Below are 16,605 nucleotides of genomic sequence, written 5' to 3'. Positions count from 1 at the left end.
CGCGTCGGTCTCGATGTCGAGGAACTCGGTGGCGTGCCGGCGGGCCGCCGAGACGTAGGTCCGGGCGCGCCCCCGCGGGCTCAGCAGCGACGCCACCACGGTGATCACCAGGAGGCCGACGATGAGTGCCAGGGAGAGCGCGGTCGGGATCTCCACCACGTCGACCGGTTCGCCCTCGTTGACGAACGGCACGTTGTTCTCGTGCAGGGCGTGCAGGACCAGTTTCACGCCGATCAGCGCCAGGATCGCGGCCAGCCCGTAGGACAGGTAGACCAGACGATCCAGCAGGCCGTCGATCAGGAAGTACAGCTGCCGGAGCCCGAGCAGGGAGAACGCGGTGGCGGTGAAGACCAGATAGACGTTCTGGGTCAGCCCGAAGATCGCCGGGATGGAGTCCAGCGCGAACAGGATGTCGGTCCCGCCGATCGCCACCATGACCAGCAGCATCGGGGTCAGCACCCGGCGGCCGTCGACGACGGTGAACAGCTTGTCCCCGTCGTACGTGTCCGAGGTGCGCAGGAACCGCCGGGCCAGCCGGATCACCACGTTGTCCGGGGTCTCCTCCTCCTCGCTCTTGCCGCGGAGCAGGTTGCCCGCGGTGACCAGCAGGATCAGGCCGAAGATGTAGAAGATCCAGGCGAACGAGTTGATCAGCGCCGCACCGAGCAGGATGAAACCGGTCCGGGCCAGCAGCGACACCACGATCCCGAACAACAGCACCTTCTGCTGGTCGGCGCGCGGCACCTTGAAACTGCTCAGCAGCAGCAGGAAGACGAACAGGTTGTCGACCGAGAGCGCCTCCTCGGTGACGTAGCCCGCGAAGTACTCCGCGCCCATCGTGGAGCCGCCGAACACCCACACGCCGACACCGAACAGGACGGCGATCGACACGTACGCCGCGGTCCACGCCGCCGCCTCACGCAGCCGTGGCACGTGGGCACGCCGAACGTGGAAGAAGAAGTCGAACACCAACAGACCGACGATGCCGAGGACGGTCAGGACCCACACCATGCCGGTCACCTGCTGCATACGCCCATCCTAGGTCCTTATCCCATCGATGCGGATCTCCGTTGTGACAACGTCAGGAACAACACCCCGTCCAGATTGGCCGACCGCAGATCCGCGCCGCGCAGGTCGGCTCCGGTGAAATCAGCCCGGCGCAGGTCGGCCCCGCGCAGATCCGCCCCGATCAGCAGCGCTCCGCGGAAACTCGCCCCGCGCAGGTCGGCGCCGCGCATCCGGCGGCCGATCAGATGCGCCCCGCTGTGGTCCGCCCGGCGACCGCCGACCCGGGCCCGGGCCAGTTCGCTGGCGCGTCGCAACATCGGATTCACCCGGGCGCGGTACGCGTCCACATCGACCTCCCGCAGCGCGCCGGCGTCGCCCGCGGCCAGCCGGTCGGTCTCCGCCAGCGCGGCCCGCAGCTTCGGGTGCAGCGACCGGGCCTCGTCCAGCTTCAGCGCCTCGGTCAGCAGCCACATCAGTTCGTGCAACTGGCGGACCACCGGGAGTGCCGCGAACATGTCCCCGGCGATCTCCGGCGACGACCGCCAGTCCCGTCCGCCGAACGTGTCCTGGGTGATCCGCTGCCCGGCGCCGAAACAGTCGAAGACGACACATCCGCGGAAACCGCGCTGCGGCAGCTCCTCATGGACGGTGCACCGGAAGTCGTCGCCGAGATTGCGGCACGGGCGTCCCGCCGGCTTGTCCACGGCGAAATCGGATGATCTGGCAAAAGCGGGAGCCACGCAACAGAGTGCCGCACACCGGGAGCAATCAGCAGTGAGTTCGATCATTTCATCCGTTTCATTCTCAGTACGGTCCGCCACTTCGGATAAGCATGGACCAAATCGGACCACCGCCCGAAATCAACACCGAACACCAGCGCTGGAACCCGCAGAGTCACATGCCGGACACGCTCCGGAAACGCATTCGGCCTGGTAGTCGGATCACAGCGGCTCCACGGGGACCACAACCATTGGCACCAGCAGGTAATGTGCCCGACGATACGAACGATGACCGCCGGAGGAATCCTCGATTAGCGTCGGCGTTCAATGCGGGAGCGGCATTCGGGCTGCCCACATCACGGAGGACCACTTCATGCACAGTCGACCGAAATCGATTCTCGGCGCGAGCGTCGCCCTCGTCGGGATCTTCACCGCGACCGGCGTGCTGGTGGCCTCACCCGCGTCCGCCGCCGGCCCGACCTTCGACACGCCGGAACTCCGCGTCGGCTGGGGCAACATCACCCTCACCGGCACCGCCACCGCGGGCGCCACCGTCCAGCTGCACGAACGCGCCTACATGTGGGGCAGGGACGTCACCCGGGCGTCCGACCTCGAAGCGGCCACCCCGTGGGAATACCCCACGTCGGCCACCGCCAACAGCAGCGGCCGCTGGTCGATCACCCGCACCATGGACTCCGGCTTCGTCTTCGCCGTCGAGTCCGGCGGGGCGTACTCCCCGATCGTGCAGGCCCCGCTCCGCGTCGGCGCCGAGTTCTCGGCGACGTCGTCGTCGGCCAACTCGGTGTCGCTCACCGTGCGGGCATCGCCCGACCAGCCCGGCATCCCGGTGAGCTTCCAGCGTTACACCAGCAGCGGCTGGTCCCAGGTCGCCGCCGGCATCACCAGCGACGGCACCGTCGCCAGCTTCTCGGCCACGGTCACCGGCCAGACCGCCGGCCAGCACACCTACCGTGCCGTGCTCGCCGAGACCGCCAAGCCGGACTACGCCTCCTCCGACAACCTGCTGCTGAGCAACAGCTTCTCCAGCCGCATCACGGTCGCCGGCTCGGGCGGCTCCGACGGCCCGACGCCCGGCTCCTCGCCGACGCCGACCCCGTCCCGGACCACGACCAGCCCGTCGCCGACGCCGTCACGCACGACGACCAGCCCGTCGCCGACCCCGTCGCCGACCCCGTCGCGCACCACCAGCAGCCCCACCCCCACCCCGCCGAAGACGACCAGCCCGACGCCGAAGCCGACGACCCCGAAGCCCACGGCCACGCCCGTCCCGGCGGTCGGCGCGATCCAGTTCACCCGGATCCAGTACAACGCCCCCGGCGCCGACAAGAAGACCAACAAGAGCATCAACGGCGAGTACTTCAAACTCACCAACAAGACGAAGAAGACCGTGAACCTGAACGGTTGGACCGTCCGCGACCGGGCCGGCAACACCTACAAGTTCTCCGGCACCTACAACCTCGCCGCGGGCAAGTCGGTCACCGTCCACACCGGCAAGGGCACGAACTCGTCCACGAAGCGTTACTGGGGCAAGGCCAAGCACATCTGGAACAACGGCGGCGACGCGGCCACCCTCCGCACCAACGCCAACAAGACCATCGACTCCTGCAAGTGGACCAAGGCCGGCAAGGGCTACACCACCTGCTGACAGCAGCATCGACGGACAGAGCGGCTCGCCCTACGGCGGGCCGCTCTTCTTATGTGTACGCCGAACGAGCACACGGCACGACACAGGTGGCAGGCGTGAGTACCATGTCGTCATGGCCGTTGCGGCGGCCAGGCCGTCGGGAACTCCCCGGGCACGGGTTCCCCGCATGGCGGCCGAACAGCGTCATCCGCTCCCGCAGCACGAGACGAACTGACTGTCAGACGTCCAGCAGATCTCGAGCACCGCGGGCCGGGCTGCGGCTGGAGATTATCGTGCCCTCGTTTGACCTCATGGCGCTGCCCGCCTCCGTCGTCCGCGCGCTGATCGTGGCGGTCGCCCACATCCCCATCGTGATCCTGGCCTGTTACACCGTTCCGGTGTGGATGGTGGCCGTGTGGCGACCCGCCACCCACGGCCGGCTCGGCTTGCATCTGGTGCGCGAGCTGCACGCCTGGAGCCATGACGTGATCCGCGCGACCGGCGGGCGACGGCGGCGATGAGGAGTCAGGTACCCCGCAAAGCGCCCATCCACCAGCGACGTAGACGGACCGGCGAACTCCACCAGCAGGCTCTCCAGGAGATCGCCGCACTCTCCGGACGCCTGATCCCGGACGCGCCCGACGATGCCCAGCAGAGAACCGAGGCTGCCATCCTGCACCGCCTCCTACTCGGGCCGGCCCGGCGGCCGTTCTCACCGTCATCGACGAACGCCTTGGGGATCCGGTCGGTCCGGCCCACGCCGACGAGTGTGACGATCGTGGTCCCGTCCGGCGCCGAGGCTCTGTTTGCCGGCTCTCTCACGACCGGCCCGGAGAATCCCGCCGGCCGGCTGCCGGTGCACGGCCTCGCGATAACCCCGCAGGCCGGCCGCGAGTTGTCGATGACCACGCCCGGCATTCCCGGCGTGGTGTCGCTCAACTGCTCCTGGGAAGCCCTGCGTGAGGCGTTCGGTCTCCGGCCCGGCGCGAAGACCACGATCATCCTTGATCCGGCACCCGGACCGGTTCCCTCGTTGTCCGCCGCCCACCGAGAGGCACTCAGCGCCGTACTACGCCGGCTTCTGCTCTTTCAACGCGCGGAGGACGACGACTGGCTACGGATGTGGAACACCCGGCTGTCACGGGGACGGCTCGGGCCCATGCTGTGGCCGGGAGCCTGCCTGACGAAGGATCTGGCCGACCCGATCTGCGGCGTCCCCGCATCGTGCCTGGACATCCTCGGCGTCGTCCCGGCGAAATACGCACCGCGTGCCTCGCCCCGGAGGGCATCGACCAGTGCCCCGACCGCCACCACACGGTTCGCCCCGTCGTCCGGCTCTCTCGGCGGGCTGCCGATCGGCCGTCGCGTCGCGTACTGGCGGGGTCGGCGAAGAATGTCCCAGCAGGTCTTCGCGGAGCGGTTGGGCAAGTCCAGGAGCTGGGTCGACAAGGTGGAACGGGGCGTCCGCCGGATCGACAGGTTCTCGGTCGTTTACGACATCGCGGATGTGCTGCAGGTCGATGTCGAGCTGTTGCTGGATGGAAGCGCCGAGCACGGAACCGGCACCTGGGATCACCTGGACCCGCTGGCCGTCGAGGAGATCCGCGCGGCGCTGGAACGCTATGACCAGATGAGTGTGTTCTTCGAGAGGCCGACATCCGCATCGCCGTTGTCTGCACTCCGCCGGGCCGTCAGGCATGCCTGGATGACCTATCAGCAGGCGAGGTACAGCGTCCTGGCATGCACCCTGCCCAAGCTGCTGCGTGACGCGCAGGCTGCGGACAGCGCCTACGCGAACAGCGACGAGGCGTCGACCGCGGCGCATCTGCTCGGGCAGATCTACCAGATCGCCTCGTCGGCACTGCGCAAGGTCGGCGAACACGAGCTGTCCTGGCTGGCGGCGGACCGCTCCATCGCGGTCTCGCAGCGGGCCGGCGACCAACTGCTGGCCAGTCTGGCCAGTTACCGGGTGGGCAGCGCGCTGCTCGCGCTCGGCCGGGTCCGTCCCGCACTCGAGGTCAACGTCAACATCGCCGACCGGCTGGCCTCCGGGACGGAGCATCGCCACGGGGGCCACCTCTCGGTCTACGGCATGCTCCTGCTCAACGGGGCCATGGCAGCCGCCCGGGCCGGGAAGGAGTCGACCATGCGCGACCTGCTTCACAACGCCGATCAGGCCTCACAGGAACTGGGCGGCGACATCAACCACTACTGGACCTGCTTCGGCCCGACCAACGTGCAGCTGCACCGGGTGGCTTCCGCTGTCGAACTCGGCGACGGTCACACCGCCGTGAACACCTATGAGCGGATCAGCCGGCCGGACCTCAACGACCTGCCCCCGGAACGCCGCGCCCGCCACTACCTCGACATCGCTCGCGCCTACACCCAGGTCGGCGACATGGAGAAGGCCGGCGAGATGCTCCTCGAGAGCGACCGGGCCGCCCCCGCCGAGATCCGCTGCCGGCCACTGGCTCATGAGGTCCTCTCCGACGTGCTCCGGCGCACCCGTGGCACGCCACCGGCTCCCATCGCGGAGCTGGCCGAACAGATGGGAGTCGGAGTCTGAGACGGCGCCCGGCACGCCCCGCGTGGTGGCATGGGCTCTGGGGCTTCGTGCCGGGCGTGTCAGCGGTGCTTCACGAGGCGTATTCGTTGGAGATCTCAGTGGCGTACCGCTTCCAGAGCGGCGTCATGGTGTCCGCGTTGACCGACTGCCCGGAATCGATCATGGCTTTGAAGTCGCGGAAGTACTGCACGTACAGGTCCGGCGTGAACGTGTTCAGCATGACCGCCGTCTCGTCGCCCGGGTTGGCGAACGTGTGCGGTGCCCCGGTCGGCACGATGACCCAGGTGCCGGGCCCGGCGTCGTGCTCGTCCTCGCCGACCGTGAACCGGATCGTCCCCGACAGCACGTAGAAGCCCTCGTCGTGTTGGGCGTGGCGGTGCTGCAACGGGCTCGGGAAGCCCGGCGGAACGGTGATCTCGGCGAAGCCCAGCCGGTGGTCGGTGTGCTCGCCGTTCTCCAGGATCCGGACCTGCGCCGGCCCGCTGCCGAGGATCTCGCCCTCGCCGGGACGGACGATGGACACCTTCGCCATGAGTTTCTCCCTGCTATGCCGTGCTGTGGTGACCACCATCCTGTTCCGCGCCGGCCGTGCCCGTCCTGGTCGTCCGCGCACGGTTGTTGGTCACCAGTGCACGGGCGTTGTAGCCGTACGTCGACTTGAAGAGTTTGCTGAAATGGGTGGGATCCGGGAATCCCCACCGCGCGGCGACCGCCGTGACCGTCCGTCCACTGGCGACCAGTTCGGCCCGGCAGTGTTCCAGACGGCGGTGCCGGATCAGGGCGGCGACGGTGAGCGGCTGGTCCTCGAACAGCTTGTGCAGCCGGCGTACGGACATGTGGTGGGCGGCGGCGATGCCGGGCGGGGTCAGGTCGGGGTCGGCCAGCCGGGCCTCGATGTAGCCGACGATCCGGTCGCGCAGCCGCTCGTCCGGGGCCGGCCGTTCGTCGCCCAGCCGGGCCTCGAGCGCAACGGCGATCAGCTCGACGACGGCCGCCGCCGACCGGAGCGCCTCGCCCGCGCGAAAGCCGGTCACCGCCTGGGCCGCACTCCGGGCCGAAGTGGAGACGGCCGCGTTCCGGGCCAGCGCCGAGACGAGAGCGCCCGGGCCGTGACCGCCGTCGATGCGCACGCCGACGAGCCGGTCGATCTGGGCGGGCCGGATCCGGAGTTCCCGGCGCGGAACCAGGATGGTGACGTGCGCGGAGGCCGTGCTCTCGAACCGGACGGTACGGGTGGGGTCGAGCAGCACCAGGTCGGCCGGCCCGAGGTCGGCAGCACCGTTGCCCTGCTCGATCCGCGTACGCCCGCGCATCATCACCTTGACCGCCAGGTTCGCGCCGTCCCGGGCATCGCGTTCCCTCCCGACGCACGCGCTGGCAGGCGTGTCGAGCGAGATCATCCGAAGCGGCCCGAGGTCACGCGTGGCGATCCCGGCCCGGAAGTCGGCCCCGGCCATCCTGTTGGCCAGCGGCGGAATCCCGCTGGCCGCCAGCTCGTCCCGAAACGTGTCAAGGTCGCCGATCACCCATCAAAGATAGGCACGCACCTCGATCATCTGGTTCAGCCGGCCGCGCAGGCCGTGTGCACGAACGCTGCCGCCCGGTTCATCGCCTCGTCGGCCTCGTCCCACGACCCGGCGAAGGACTGGAAGACGTGCGTCGCCTCCGCGGTCACGTCCAGTGTCACCGACACGTCGGCCGCCACCAGTCCCGCCGCCAACCTGGTCGAGTCGTCCAGCAGCACCTCGTGGGAACCGACCTGGATCAGTGTCGTGGGCAGCCCGCGCGGGTCTCCGAACAGCGGGCTGTGCCGCCGCACCGCAGCCTCGTCATCACCCGCGTAATCACGCACCCGCCGGCGCAACGCCGTACGGCTGACGATGAAGTCCGCCTCGGCTCTGGTCCGCATCGAGTCACCGCTGAGGGTCAGATCGATCCACGGCGAGAACAGCAGCGCCGCGGCGGGCAGCGGCTCCCCGGCGGCGACGATGCGCTGGAGCAGGCCCAGTGCGACCCCGCCCCCGGCCGACTCGCCCGCCACCACGACCCGTCGCGGGTCGACGCCGGTGGCCGGCAACGCCCGGTAGGCACGCACCGCGTCGTCGGTGGCAGCCGGCGCGGGATGTTCGGGTGCCAGGCGGTAGTCGACGGTGAGCACCCGGGTCTGCGACCGTCGGGCGAGGTCGGCGGCGATCCCCACCGAGCTTCGCGCCGACCCGAAGACGTACGCCCCGCCGTGAAAGTACAGGACAGTGCCGACGCTGGCCCTGTCTGCGACCTCCACCACCAGGCCGGGCACCGTGTCGAGGTGGGTCGGCGTGACCACGACGTCCGGCGGGACGGGACTGTGCGACAGCAGCTGCTCGAACAGGGCGCGCTGCTCATGGACCTCACCGCCCAGATCGAGGGGTGACGCCGCACGACGCTGCCGGATGGCCTCCCGCTGCTCCCGGCTCACGTCCGGTCCCGGCCGGCCGAGCGGGCATGGTCCACGAGCAGTTCGGCGAAGGCGCCCGGCTGGTCGATCGGGGTGATGTGGCCGCAGTCCTCGAGCACGTGCCGGGTGAGCCGGTCGGTGATCGGTTCCAGCTGGCGGGCGGTGGCTCCGGCGATCGCACCACCGCCGACGGCGAGGACCGGCATGCCCAGTCTCCGGTCCCGGGCCCAAGTCTCGATCCATGCCGCGGTGGCCGGCATCGCACGGTAGTGATCGAAGGCGTTGGCGAGACTCGTCCGGCTCCGGTACGCCTCCACCAGCACCCGGGTGAGATCGTCCGGCAGTCCGTGGCGGCTGCCCGCGGCGAGGAAGAAGCGAATGTAACGTTCCGCCGAGTTCTCCAGGACGTCCTCCGCCAGGCCACCGGGCGCCTGATGGAACCCGAACCACCACGGCGGCCCCTGGCGAAGGAATTCCTCGGCCCCGGGCAGGACCCCCAGCAGCCCTTCGGACAGCGTCAAGCTCGCCACCCGCTCAGGGCACGCCGCAGCCAGGGCGAATGCCGGGCCGACACCCAGGTCGACGCCGACAGCGTGCGCCTCGACGACACCGAGGGCATCCAGAACACGAAGCAGATCCGCAGCGACAGCCGGCGCCTCATAGCCCCGCAGAGCCGGTGTGCTGTCGCCGAGCCCGTGCAGATCCGGCACGATCGCCTGAAAACCCGCATCGGCCAGCCGGGGAGCGACGTCCCGCCAGATGGCGCGGGTGTGCGGGAAGCCGTGCAGCAACAGGACAGCCGGCCCCTGCCCGACCGTCTCCACGGCGAGTTCGACGCCGTCGACCGGCACGCGTCGCGCGGTGGCCCCACGAACATGAGAGAGAAGGGTCAACTTCGATTGACGCAAGGCCAACCTCCAACGGTTACCATCCGGAACGTGGTAACCGTAGGAAACCTCCAATGACCGGGCAAGAAGGCACTTTCCCCACACCAGGTAACGCCGGGGTGACCACCTCACCCGGCGACCTGTTCGACCCCCTGTGCCCCACACGACTGCTGCTCGACCGGGTCGGATCCCGCTGGACGACCATGGCAGTGCTCTCGCTGGCCAACGCCGAGGGCGAGCTCCGTTTCGCCGAACTGAAGCGCGAGATGACCGGCATCTCCCAGAAGATGCTCGCGCAGACCCTCAAATCCCTGGAACGGGACGGCCTGGTCACCCGCCGCGTGGAGGCAAGCAAGCCACCCCGGGTCCACTACAGCCTCACCAGCCTGGGCACGACCCTGATAGGTCCGCTACGCGCCTTACGCGAGTGGGCCGAGCGCTACATCCCCGTGGTCAAAGACAACGCCCGCACCTTCGACGCCACCAACCACTGAACCCAAAAAAAAAAGGCCCGGCATTCGCAAAAGCGAATACCGGGCCTTCCCACAAGTAGCGGGGACAGGATTTGAACCTGCGACCTCTGGGTTATGAGCCCAGCGAGCTACCGAGCTGCTCCACCCCGCGTCGGTAAACAAAGCCTAACGCGTCCGCCCCCAGTAACCAAATCGTCCCCACAAACCCACCCCCGAAGCCGGCACACGAATAACGGGAGAAAAAGGAGACGCCACTTCACACGTACAAGACAAGAAGCCGGCAGCAAGTCACCCAGGCCTCCACCGCACCGCGGGGTTTCCGGGGGCTCGGCCCCCGGAGCAGAAATGCGAAGAGGGGCCCACGTTCGCGCTTTCCGCGAACACAAGCCCCTCACCCACTCGTAGCGGGGACAGGATTTGAACCTGCGACCTCTGGGTTATGAGCCCAGCGAGCTACCGAGCTGCTCCACCCCGCGTCGGTAGGTAAAGACTAGCGCAAGCACATCGGGGGCCGCAAAGCGGCCCCCGATGTGTGCGTTACTGCAGGTCAGCTGCCTGGTGAGGCGGCTGGGCTGACGGCGGCCGAGGCGGACGGCGCCGGGTTGCCGCTAGCGGGTGCCTGGGTGTTCTGGGCGTTCTGGAAGCGGGTCATGGCCTCGTCGAGGGCCTTGAGCGCCTCACCCTGCTTCACGAAGTCACCGGCCTGCTGGGCGGCCCGGAGGTCTTCGATGGCCTTGTCGACGTCGGCCGCGGCCTGGGACAGCTGGGTGCTGACCTGGTCCGGGGGTGTGGTCGGCGTGGTCGGTGTCGTCGGCGTGGTGCCGGTGTTGCCCGAGGTGGGCGGTGCGGCCTTGCCGAGATCGACCAGGGCTTCGAGCGCCTCGGTGATGTTGTCCTCGAGGACGACGTACTGGCCGCCGTCGCCGTAGGACATCAGGACCTTCTGGAGCAGCGGTGCGGCGTTGGCCTGGCTGCTCCGGACGTAGACCGGTTCGACGTAGAGGATGTCGTCGGCCAGTGGCAACGAGATGAGGTTGCCGTAGAGGACCGTCGCCTGGCCGCCGCGGCTGAGCAGGGCCAGCTGCTGCGAGATGTTGTAGTTGTTGACCATCCGCTGGTGCACCTGGACCGGGCCGGGCACCGCCGTGTCGTCCGGGAGTTCCAGTATCTCCAGCTTGGGCTGGCCGTCGATGTACGACGCGGAGATCAGGGCGGCCATGTTCTCCCGGTTCGCCGGTGTGACGCCGGCGGTGAGCTGGAAGCGGTTCTCGTCCTGCTCGGGGAGTTTCACGTTCAGGTAGTACGGCGGCTGCTTGACCCCGCTCTGCGGCGAGTCGGGGGCGTTCGGCACCTGCCAGAAGTCGTCACCGGAGAAGAACGTGCCCGGGTCGGTGACGTGGAACTTGGTGAGCAGGTTCCGCTGGACCTTGAACAGGTCGGACGGGTACCGGAAGTGCGCGGACAGGCTGGGCGGGGTCTTCTCCTTCGGGACGATCAGATCGCCGCCGAACGCCTTGTTCCACGCCTTGAGGACCGGGTCCTGGTCGTCGAACTCGTAGAGGGTGACCGTGCCGTCGTACGCGTCGACGGTCGCCTTCACCGAGTTGCGCATGTAGTTGACGTCGTCGCGGGCCAGGGCGAACGATCCCTGACCGGTCAGCTCGTCGCGGGTCTCGGTGGCCAGGTTGATCTTCTGCGCGTACGGGTAGGTCTGCGCGGTCGTGTAGCCGTCGAGGATCCAGACGATCCGGCCGTCGACGACGCTCGGGTACGGGTCGCCGTCGACGGTGAGGAACGGTGCGACCTTCTCCACCCGCTCGCGGGGCTCCCGCGTGTACATCAGGCGACTGTTCTCGTTGACCCGGTCGGAGAGCAGGAAGTTGCTCTCGGTGTTCTTGATCGCGAAGACCAGCCGGCGGAAGAACGAGCCGATCTCGACGCCGCCCTTGCCGTCGTACGTGTAGAGGACCGACGCGTCCTTGTTCGCCTCCTGCGGCCGGTCGAACTCGACGGGCTGGCCGCCGGAGCCCTGGCCGACGATCGCGTACTCGGTGGACTGCTCGCCGTAGTAGATCCGCGGCTGCTCGGCCTCGAGTGCGGTGGTGGGGGTGACACAGCTGCGCTCGCTGTCACCGATCAGGCCGGAGGCGAAGATCGGCAGACCGGTCTCGCACTTCTGGTTGGCCGGCGCCGCCACCAGGCCGTAGCCGTGGGTGTAGACGGTGTGCCGGTTGAGCCAGTTGCGCTGCTGGGCGGTCAGCTTCTCGTCGTTGATCTCCCGGGCGCCGACCACGTAGTCCTGGGTCTTGCCGTCGATCGTGTAGCGGTCGACGTCCAGTTTCTCGCCGAAGTCGTAGAAGCCGCGGGACTGCTGCGACTGGGTGAAGCCCTCCGACACGAGCTGCGGGTCGATCAGCCGGACGTTCTGCGCGCTGGTGTCCTGGGTCAGGGTCGCCGGCGGGATGCCACTCTTCGCCGAGTACTGGCTGATCTCGGTCTCCCCCAGCCCGAACGCCTCCCGGGTGGCTTCGATGGACCGTTCGATGTAGGGCCGTTCCTTGTCCGACAGGCTCGGCTTGACCTGGAAGTTCTGCACGGCCAGCGGGTAGATGCCGCCGATCGCCACCGCGGAGATCGCCAGCAGTGCCAGCGAGACACCGGGCCAGACCAGGTTACGCATCACCGCGTTGGAGAACACGATGATCGCGATCGCCACCAGCACCGAGATGTACGCCAGGATCTCCTTGGCCGGGAGCAGCGCGTTGACGTCGGTGTAACCCGCGCCGTACAGCCCCGGGGAGACGTGCTGCTCGAGCAGCAGCGCGCGCTGGTCGAGCATGTACGCCACCGCTTTGAGCAGGACGAACACGGCGACCAGAGTGGTCAGGTGCGCGCGGGCCGCGGTGGTCATCCGGTCACCGATGCCCTGCAGGCGTACCCCGCCGAAGATGTAGTGCACGGCGAGGGAGCCGAGCACCGACAGGACGACGGCGGTGAAGCCGACGCCGAGCAGGTAACGCCAGAGCGGGTACTCGAAGATGTAGAACGAGATATCCACCTTGAACTGCGGATCCTCGACTCCGAACGAGCCGCCGTTGCGGAACAGCATCCAGTCGGACCACCGAACCTGTGCGGACAGGCCGGCGAAGAAGGCGATGACCAGGCTGACCACGGTGATCCAGGTGCCCAGGCGGGGCGCCAGGATCATCCGGTAACGCTCGAGGGTGGCCTGCTCGGGGGAGTGCGGGCGCAGCAGCGGCCGCATCCGGTAGGCGAGATAGAGGTTGGCCGCGACGATGAGGCCCATCGCGGCGCCGATCACCAGGAAGAGGAGCACCTTGGTCAGCAGAACCCCGGAGAAGACCTTCGTGAAGGCGACCTCGGAGAACCACAGATAGTCGGTGTACGCGTCGATGCCCCATCCGAGCAGCGTGAAAAGGAGGAAGACCCCGACCAGGACGCCGACGGTGACGCGACCGCGCCGGCTCATCCTCGGTAGAGGACTGTTACGCATGACCAACGTTGGCTCCACACTTCGTCTGGCCGGTGATTCACCTTACGATGTCGCATCCAGCTTCGATACGCGGCAGAACGGTCTCGTTACGACCGGTGAGGCGTCACGAGGCCGCGCAGGCCTTGGGCGTGCCGCCGGTGGTGAATGTCTTGAGTGCGGTGAGGGCGTCGTCCACCGTGGCCACCTCGGCCATCGGCAGACCGGGCACCGCGTTGCGCAGCGCTTCGGCACAGTTGTCCTTGGGAACCAGGAAGAGCTGGGCCCCGGCGTCCTTGGCGCCGACGAGCTTCTGCGGGATACCCCCGATCGGGCCGACCTCACCACTGTCGCTGATCGTTCCCGTACCCGCGATGATCTTGCCGCCGGTCAGGTCCTCCGGCGTGAGTTTGTCGATGATGCCCAGGGTGAACATGAGACCCGCGCTCGGTCCACCGATCTTGTCGAGATCGATCTCGATGCCGAACGGGTCCTCCGGTTCGGCGGTGATCTCGATCCCGATCCGCGGGGTGTCGTCGCCGTCCACCGTCCTCGTGGTGATCCCCACGCTGCCGGCCGTGCCGTCCCGCTCGTAGCCGAAGGTCAGCCTGCTGCCCGCGGGCTTGGCCCGGACCAGCTCGGTGACCTGGCTGGACTTGGTGATCGTCGTCCCGTCGACGCTGGTCAGCCGGTCACCCGCCTTGAGCAGCCCGTCCGCCGCACCCCCGTCGGTGACCTTCGACACGAAGGTCTGCAGGGGATGGCCCAGCTTCTGCAGAGCGACCTTCTCGGCGCTGCTCTGCGACTGCTTCCACTCCTGGGCGTTCTGCTCCTGGACCTGCTTCTCGCTCTGGTCCGGCGGGTAGATCAGCTCACGCGGGACGACCGCCTGCTCGCCGCTGAGCCAGCCGCGGATCGCCCACACCAACTCCACCTGCGACTGCACGTTCACCGTGGTCAGGCGCAACTGACCGGCCGACTTCGAGGTCTCACCCTTCTCCACCTGGATGACCTCGGTGCCGTCGGCGGAACCGAGCGTGTCGACCGTCGGCCCCGGCTTGAGCACCACGTAGGGCAGGGGTGCGACCATGACACCGGCTGCCAGCAGAGCGGTGATCAGGGCGCCGAGGATGACGGTGACACCGCGACGTCTCATGCGCGTGACCGTACCAACTCACCCTGAGTTCTCTCTGAGCTGATACCTCCCTCGGTCCGCTTCCTTGTTTTCCCGCGTACCGTTGGGGACGTGCCTGATATCCCGTTCGGCTTCTCCCTGCCGGGCGCTCAGCCGCCCGACCCCTCCGACCCGCAGCAGATGCAGCAGTTCATGGCGCAGCTGCAGCAGATGTTCGCCGCGCCCGGGAGCGGCCCCGTGAACTGGGACCTGGCCCGTCAGGTCGCGGCCAGCCAGCTCTCGGCGACCGGCGACCCCGCCGTGAACATCCTGGAACGCCATCAGGTCGAGGAGGCTCTGCGGCTCGCCGACCTCTGGCTCGACCCGGTGACCGCCCTGCCCAGCGGCATACAGAAGGCCGTCGCCTGGAACCGCAACGAGTGGATCTACAACACCCTCGACGTGTGGAAGAAACTGTGCGAGCCGATCGCCGGCCGCATGGTGGGCGCGATGGGTGACCTCGTCCCCGAGGAGGCCCGCGCCCAGCTCGGCCCGATGCAGTCGATGGTGGCCACCCTGGGTGGCGCGCTCTTCGGCGGTCAGCTCGGCCAGGCCTTCGGCCAGCTCGCCGCCGAGGTGCTCTCGGCCGGCGACATCGGCCTCCCGCTCGGACCGGCCGGCACCGCCGCACTCGTCCCGGCCAACATCAAGAAGTACGGCGAGGGTCTCGAACTCCCCGAGGACGAGGTCCGGCTGTACGTGGCTCTCCGCGAGGCGGCCCACCAGCGGCTCTTCGGTCACGTGCCGTGGCTGCGCTCGCACGTGCTGACCGCCGTCGAGACGTATGCCAACGGCATCACCGTCAACCGCGAGGCGATCGAGGAGGCGATGAGCCGGGTCGACCCGAGCGACCCCGAATCGATGCAGGCGATGGCGCTCGAGGGCATCTTCACGCCGGAGGACACCCCGCAGCAGAAGGCCAGCCTGGCCCGGTTGGAGACCGCGCTCGCGCTGGTCGAGGGCTGGGTCGGCCAGGTGGTGGACAGCGCCGCCGGCGACCGTCTGCCGTCGCGGTCCGCACTCGGCGAGGCGTTCCGCCGCCGCCGGGGCGCCGGTGGTCCGGCCGAGCAGACCTTCGCCGCCCTGGTCGGTCTGGAACTCCGTCCGCGCCGCCTGCGCGAGGCCGGAGCGTTGTGGACGGCGGTGGCCGAGCAGCGAGGCACCGCGGGCCGGGACGCCCTCTGGGACCACCCCGACCTGCTGCCCACCGACGAGGACTTCGCCGATCCGGCGGCGTTCGCCCGGGGCCGCACCGACTGGGACATCAGTGAGCTGGAGGGCCTCGAGGACGGCCCGAAGGAGGACTGATCCCGGAAACGTCAGTCGCCGTGGAGGGCGCGTCCGTCCTCCACGGCGATTTGCTTTTCCCACAGTGATTGCTTTCCCACACCGCCGAACCAGCCAGATTTCGTACGCCACGCCGACCGCTCCACACGCCCCGCGTCACCGTGCCGCACCGTCGCACACCACAGGTGCCATCGTCGGCCAGCACGCAGGCGCCACCGTCCGGTAACGCTCCGGACAGCCGGGGCGAACCGTTGACTCACGTCGGCTGACAGCGCTCCGGCCGAGGCCCGCTCGGTCGGAGCAGGCGGGTGGCAGGCTGGTCAGCCGCCCAGGAGCGTGCGGGTGTTCTCCCAGCCCTCGAGGGCCACGTCGAGCGTCGCCAGGTCGGCCGGGCCGCGCAGGCGACGCCACGGCGGCGTGGTCGTGACGTCTCCGGGCCGGGGCGCCGTGCGCCGCAGGAGCTGTGCCGAGGCGCTGTCCAGGTCGTGGTCGACCAGCCAGTCCGGCGCGGGCAGGCTCGTCGCCATGCCGAAGAGGCCGCCCGAAGCGCCGCCCGGTGACACCGTGACCGCCTTGGTGTCCAGTGGGCTCAGCAGTTTGCCGAGGGTCATGCCGGGCACGTCCGGCGCGTCCGCGGCGATCACCGCGGCCTGGTCGAATCCGTCCGCGGCGGCGGCCTTGAGCGCCGGCAGGACGGTCGGTTCGGGGAGTTCGTAGATCCGGGTGCCCGGCCAGGCGATCTCCTCGGCCAGGTCACGGTCGGCGGCGGTGGCCGCGATGGCGGCTTCGGCCTGGGCCAGCCGGGCGAGCAGGTCGACCACGTCCTCGGCCAGGGCGGTGCGCCAGGTCCGCAGGTCCACCCCGGGGGGACTCCACGGCACCGGGACCAACAGGACGATCACCACCCGCCGCAGCACAC

13 protein-coding genes, 2 tRNA genes and 1 pseudogene are annotated in these 16,605 nt (G+C 68.9%); 5 read left to right on the top strand and 11 right to left on the bottom strand.

The window, feature by feature from the left end:
• Positions 1–45 precede the first annotated feature (45 nt).
• Positions 46–1,029 (bottom strand): annotated as a pseudogene (locus tag QSK32_RS18975) (TerC/Alx family metal homeostasis membrane protein); the annotation flags it as partial.
• A gap of 17 nt (positions 1,030–1,046) precedes the next feature.
• Complete coding sequence (locus tag QSK32_RS18970) at positions 1,047–1,712, bottom strand: pentapeptide repeat-containing protein (RefSeq protein WP_285472653.1); 666 nt, start codon at positions 1,710–1,712, stop codon at positions 1,047–1,049.
• Positions 1,713–2,100: 388 nt separating this feature from the next.
• Here QSK32_RS18970 and QSK32_RS18965 point away from each other — a divergent pair, with 388 nt between their 5' ends.
• From QSK32_RS18965 to QSK32_RS18955, 3 genes are all read left to right on the top strand, one after another.
• Positions 2,101–3,393, top strand: a complete 1,293-nt coding sequence (locus tag QSK32_RS18965) for a lamin tail domain-containing protein (RefSeq protein WP_285472652.1) — start codon at positions 2,101–2,103, stop codon at positions 3,391–3,393.
• Positions 3,394–3,665: 272 nt separating this feature from the next.
• Positions 3,666–3,893 (top strand): hypothetical protein, encoded by a 228-nt coding sequence (locus QSK32_RS18960; RefSeq protein WP_285472651.1) that lies wholly within the window; start codon positions 3,666–3,668, stop codon positions 3,891–3,893.
• Between the two features lie 827 nt (positions 3,894–4,720).
• Positions 4,721–5,938, top strand: a complete 1,218-nt coding sequence (locus QSK32_RS18955; RefSeq protein ID WP_285472738.1) for a helix-turn-helix domain-containing protein — start codon at positions 4,721–4,723, stop codon at positions 5,936–5,938.
• 70 nt (positions 5,939–6,008) lie between these two features.
• Here QSK32_RS18955 and QSK32_RS18950 read toward each other — a convergent pair whose 3' ends face one another.
• From QSK32_RS18950 to QSK32_RS18935, 4 genes are read right to left on the bottom strand one after another with little or no spacing between them, the layout of a single operon-like run.
• Positions 6,009–6,470, bottom strand: a complete 462-nt coding sequence (locus QSK32_RS18950) for a cupin domain-containing protein (protein ID WP_045746630.1) — start codon at positions 6,468–6,470, stop codon at positions 6,009–6,011.
• Between the two features lie 13 nt (positions 6,471–6,483).
• Positions 6,484–7,464 carry a helix-turn-helix domain-containing protein gene (locus QSK32_RS18945; RefSeq protein WP_285472650.1) on the bottom strand — a complete coding sequence of 327 codons (981 nt, stop codon included), beginning with the start codon at positions 7,462–7,464 and terminating at the stop codon, positions 6,484–6,486.
• Positions 7,465–7,499: 35 nt separating this feature from the next.
• On the bottom strand, positions 7,500–8,396 hold the full coding sequence (locus QSK32_RS18940; protein WP_285472649.1) for an alpha/beta hydrolase: 897 nt from the start codon (positions 8,394–8,396) through the stop codon (positions 7,500–7,502).
• On the bottom strand, positions 8,393–9,226 hold the full coding sequence (locus QSK32_RS18935) for an alpha/beta fold hydrolase (protein WP_285472648.1): 834 nt from the start codon (positions 9,224–9,226) through the stop codon (positions 8,393–8,395). The genes QSK32_RS18940 and QSK32_RS18935 overlap by 4 nt, the downstream gene beginning before the upstream one ends.
• Before the next feature lie 110 nt (positions 9,227–9,336).
• Here QSK32_RS18935 and QSK32_RS18930 point away from each other — a divergent pair, with 110 nt between their 5' ends.
• Positions 9,337–9,756: a winged helix-turn-helix transcriptional regulator gene (locus QSK32_RS18930; protein WP_045746634.1), complete on the top strand. Its 420-nt coding sequence runs from the start codon at positions 9,337–9,339 to the stop codon at positions 9,754–9,756.
• 56 nt (positions 9,757–9,812) lie between these two features.
• Here QSK32_RS18930 and QSK32_RS18925 read toward each other — a convergent pair.
• The 4 genes from QSK32_RS18925 to QSK32_RS18910 form a co-directional block, all read right to left on the bottom strand.
• A tRNA-Met gene (locus QSK32_RS18925) sits at positions 9,813–9,886 on the bottom strand.
• A 251-nt stretch (positions 9,887–10,137) separates the two neighbouring features.
• Positions 10,138–10,211 (bottom strand) — tRNA-Met (locus tag QSK32_RS18920).
• 71 nt (positions 10,212–10,282) lie between these two features.
• Positions 10,283–13,225: a UPF0182 family membrane protein gene (locus QSK32_RS18915; RefSeq protein WP_045740002.1), complete on the bottom strand. Its 2,943-nt coding sequence runs from the start codon at positions 13,223–13,225 to the stop codon at positions 10,283–10,285.
• A gap of 127 nt (positions 13,226–13,352) precedes the next feature.
• Positions 13,353–14,381 (bottom strand): YlbL family protein, encoded by a 1,029-nt coding sequence (locus QSK32_RS18910; RefSeq protein ID WP_045740003.1) that lies wholly within the window; start codon positions 14,379–14,381, stop codon positions 13,353–13,355.
• Between the two features lie 90 nt (positions 14,382–14,471).
• On the opposite strand from QSK32_RS18910, the gene QSK32_RS18905 reads away from it, so the two are divergent.
• Positions 14,472–15,707, top strand: a complete 1,236-nt coding sequence (locus QSK32_RS18905) for a zinc-dependent metalloprotease (RefSeq protein ID WP_285472647.1) — start codon at positions 14,472–14,474, stop codon at positions 15,705–15,707.
• Positions 15,708–16,006: 299 nt separating this feature from the next.
• On the opposite strand, the gene QSK32_RS18900 is transcribed toward QSK32_RS18905, so the two are convergent.
• Positions 16,007–16,603 carry a hypothetical protein gene (locus QSK32_RS18900; protein WP_285472646.1) on the bottom strand — a complete coding sequence of 199 codons (597 nt, stop codon included), beginning with the start codon at positions 16,601–16,603 and terminating at the stop codon, positions 16,007–16,009.
• Between the last annotated feature and the right edge of the window lie 2 nt (positions 16,604–16,605).

The organism is Actinoplanes sp. NBRC 101535 (genome assembly GCF_030269225.1).
In the GTDB taxonomy this organism is placed as follows: domain Bacteria; phylum Actinomycetota; class Actinomycetes; order Mycobacteriales; family Micromonosporaceae; genus Actinoplanes; species Actinoplanes rectilineatus.
Note: the sequence above shows the minus strand (reverse complement) of the source record. Positions and strands in the feature narration are given on the sequence as shown.